Source organism: Stutzerimonas stutzeri (assembly GCF_000935215.1).
In the GTDB taxonomy this organism is placed as follows: Bacteria; Pseudomonadota; Gammaproteobacteria; order Pseudomonadales; family Pseudomonadaceae; genus Stutzerimonas.
Map to the genome: position 1 here is coordinate 1 of NZ_JXXD01000111.1, position 3,050 is coordinate 3,050.

At 66.1% G+C, this 3,050-nt stretch carries 4 protein-coding genes and 1 pseudogene; all 5 read right to left on the reverse strand.

Annotated elements, in window-relative coordinates; all coding sequences use genetic code 11:
• A pseudogene (locus tag LO50_RS12210) lies at window positions 1–561 on the reverse strand (LTA synthase family protein); the annotation flags it as partial.
• An 11-nt stretch (window positions 562–572) separates the two neighbouring features.
• Window positions 573–1,001 (reverse strand): diacylglycerol kinase, encoded by a 429-nt coding sequence (locus LO50_RS12215; RefSeq protein ID WP_003302061.1) that lies wholly within the window; start codon window positions 999–1,001, stop codon window positions 573–575.
• Window positions 991–1,710: a lipopolysaccharide kinase InaA family protein gene (locus LO50_RS12220; RefSeq protein ID WP_044315173.1), complete on the reverse strand. Its 720-nt coding sequence runs from the start codon at window positions 1,708–1,710 to the stop codon at window positions 991–993. Before LO50_RS12220 ends, LO50_RS12215 begins: the two co-directional genes overlap by 11 nt.
• Window positions 1,711–1,712: 2 nt before the next feature.
• A complete protein-coding gene (locus LO50_RS12225) occupies window positions 1,713–2,390 on the reverse strand; it encodes a class I SAM-dependent methyltransferase (RefSeq protein WP_003302059.1) in 678 nt (225 codons plus the stop codon).
• 81 nt (window positions 2,391–2,471) lie between these two features.
• On the reverse strand, window positions 2,472–3,050 hold a 579-nt coding region (locus LO50_RS12230; RefSeq protein WP_044315174.1), incomplete at its 5' end, for a sensor histidine kinase.

Genomic DNA, 3,050 nt, shown 5'->3' on the forward strand with positions numbered 1-3,050 from the left:
GGTCTCGCGCACAGCCGGCGCGCCACGGGTCAGCCGCTCCAGCCAGCCGAACAGGGCGTACATCGCCGCGCTCGCCACACCCCAGCTCGCCAGCAGTTGCAGTACCGGGAAGCCGTGCCAGAGCATGCTCAGCACCGTCGCCGGGTCTTCCTGCAGATACTGGAACACCAGACTGTTCAGGCGCTGATGGAACTCGCGATAGAAGTTCAGCTCGATCAGCCCGAGCAGGATCGTCAGGCTGGCACACACACTCAACCACAGCCGCAGCAGGCCCCGGGCGGCCATCATGCGCATGCTCAGCACGCCGAGCAGCAGTGGCAGCAGGATGTACACCGTTACCCGCAGGTCGAAGCGCAGGCCGTTGCCGAACGCCTCGACGAAGCTGGCAAGCGGCGTGCTGCCGATCAGTTCGCGGTTGAACAGCAGCAAGCCCAGCCGCAGCAGCGCAAACAGCGCCAGCAGGGCCAGCGCACTGGCGAACGTGAAGCGCAGGTGCGCGGCCAGGCAATTGAAGCCGGACGCCGGGCGCTCTCGAGCAGGGCGTCGCAAAGAGGAAAGCATGGGTACGTCCTTCAGGGGATGAGGATCACCGCCCAGACCAGACCGATCAGGCACAGCGCCAGCAATTGCGCGGCGCTTCCCATGTCCTTGGCCTGTTTGGCGAGCGGATGCAGTTCGAAAGAGATGCGGTCGACCGTCGCCTCGATGGCCGAGTTGAGCAGTTCGACGATCAGGCCGAGAAACACCACGGCAATCAGCACGGCGCGCTCGACGCGGCTGACGTCGAACAGAAACGCCAAGGGAATCAGCAGCAGATTCAGCAGCACCAGCTGGCGAAACGCCGCTTCGCCTCTATAAGCGGCCTTGAGACCTGCAGCCGAATAGCCGGACGCGTACCAGATGCGCGCCAGTCCGCTGCGCCCCTTCAGCGCCGCACCGTCGGCCGGCACGTCGACGCTGGCCACGGTATCGGTAGCCGCGCAGGTCGGCTCAGATGACATCGCAGCGCAACTCGCTGAAGGTGCGGTGGGCGGCCAGCAATCGTTGCCAGTCCTGTTCCGGCATGGCCTGGCGATGACGCTTGAGCTGGCGCAGGTCATGCCGTGCCGCGGCGCTGCGCCGCAAACGGCGACGACTCTTTTCCAGATCGAGCAGCGCGACTTCGACGCTGGCCGCGTCACCTTCACCCTGAACCCTGATGAAGATGTGCTTGGGGTAGCAGCAGCCATGCTGCCAGCGTGCCTGATGAATGCGCGCCAGGGTGATCCCGACCGCCGCTAGCATGCGCTCCTGTACCGTCGGGCCGAAGCGCCCCCCCAAGTCCTGTTGATACCAGTCCTCCAGGCTGACGAAGCCTTCCAGCTCCGCCGTCACCAGCAGCGCCTGCCACTGGCCGGCCTGTTGTCGCGTGCCGAAGTAGACCAGTTCCGGCACCTGCACGCCGAGCCGGGCGAATGCTTGCAGCGCCTGCAATTCGCGCAGCACCGTGGGCCGGCCGAACGGGTGCAGCAGCGAGCGATACAGGTGGCCAATCTGCCGTTTGCAGTACAGCAGCGGCTGCTGCGGATCGCGTAGCCGTATCCGTTGCACGCCGCTTTCGCCGGCGCGCCGCTGATTGGGCTCCTCGACCCATTCGCCCTGGGTGTTCCACCAGCGCTGGAAGGTGCTGGTACGCGCTTCGCGGGCCGGCAGTACGAGTGGTCGGCTCATGTTCAACCCCGCTTGCGCAGCACGTAGACCCGCCACATGGCGTAGCCCGGGAGGAAGTCATTGCGGTCGAGGATGTCGAAGCCGGCCTCGGCGAACTCCGCCTCGATCACCGAACGGGCGACGACGAAGCGGTTCTGGTTGTCCTTCGCCGGCCGGCGGCGCTCCAGGCGCTTGCGCTTCCAGGCCTTGTAGTTGCCATCGACCCACAGCGAGACGATCAGCGTGTCACGGGTGACGCGGTGGAACTCACGCAGCATCGCCAGCCGGTGCTCCGGGTCGGCGATGTGGTGCAGTAGGCGCATGCAGAAGATGTTGTCTACCGCGTTGTCACCCATGTCGATGGCGAAGGCGGAGGTCTGAAAGGTCTCGACCCGCTTGAGCACTTCCAGCGAATGCGCCGATTCGGCGATCGCCAGCATGTCGGCGGAGTTGTCGGCGGCAAAGATCATCCGGCTTGGGTGCTCGGCCAGCAGCGGCCAGAAGCGCCCGGCGCCGCACGGCAGGTCCAGCACCAGATCAGGATCGCCGGCGATCTTCAGTGCGCGGCGCGCCATCTGCTCGTCACGCCAGTGCGACAGCCGCCGGGCCGGGCCATCCTGATGCTTGTGCAGGTATTCGTAGGCGTGCTGGCGGTCGTACTTGCGCGAGAACTCCAGTTCGATAGGGCTCGATGTGGTCATGGCGGGCATTCCGGTTGGAAACGGAACGCCAAACTAACCAGGCAGACATCAAGGGCACGTCAACGGGATGTGAAAAAAACGTCAAACCGCGCCGTCATGAAAGCGCACCTGAAAACAGCTGCCCTGCGGTTGCCGCGGCACCACACCTACCTGCCAGCCCTGGTGCGCGCAGATCCGCTTGACCAGCGACAACCCCAGCCCCAGCCCTTCGCCGCGCCCCTCGGCACCCCGCACGAACGGCTGAAACATGCGCTCCTGCTCCGCCAGGGGAATGCCCACGCCGCTGTCCTCGACGCGAAAGCCACCTTCGTCGAGGACCAGCCGCACCGTGCCGCGGTCGGTGTAATGCAGTGCGTTGCGCAGCAGGTTGGACATCACCGTGCCGAGCAGGGTGTGGTTGTAGACGCCGCGGTCCTCGCCCTCCTCCAGCAGCTCGAAGGCCAGGCCCTTCTCCGCCAGCAACGGTGCCCAGCGCTCGCTCTGCTCGGTCGCCACGCTCCGCAAGCTGGCGTCGCCGGCCAAGGACGTCTGTTGCGGACGCGCCCGCGCCAGCATCAGGAAGGTTTCCACCAGCTCATGCATTTCCTGCGCGGCGCGCTGGATGCGCGCCAGCGGTCGCTGCGCGGCTGGCGACAGCTCGGCCCGCTGCTCGAGCAGCTC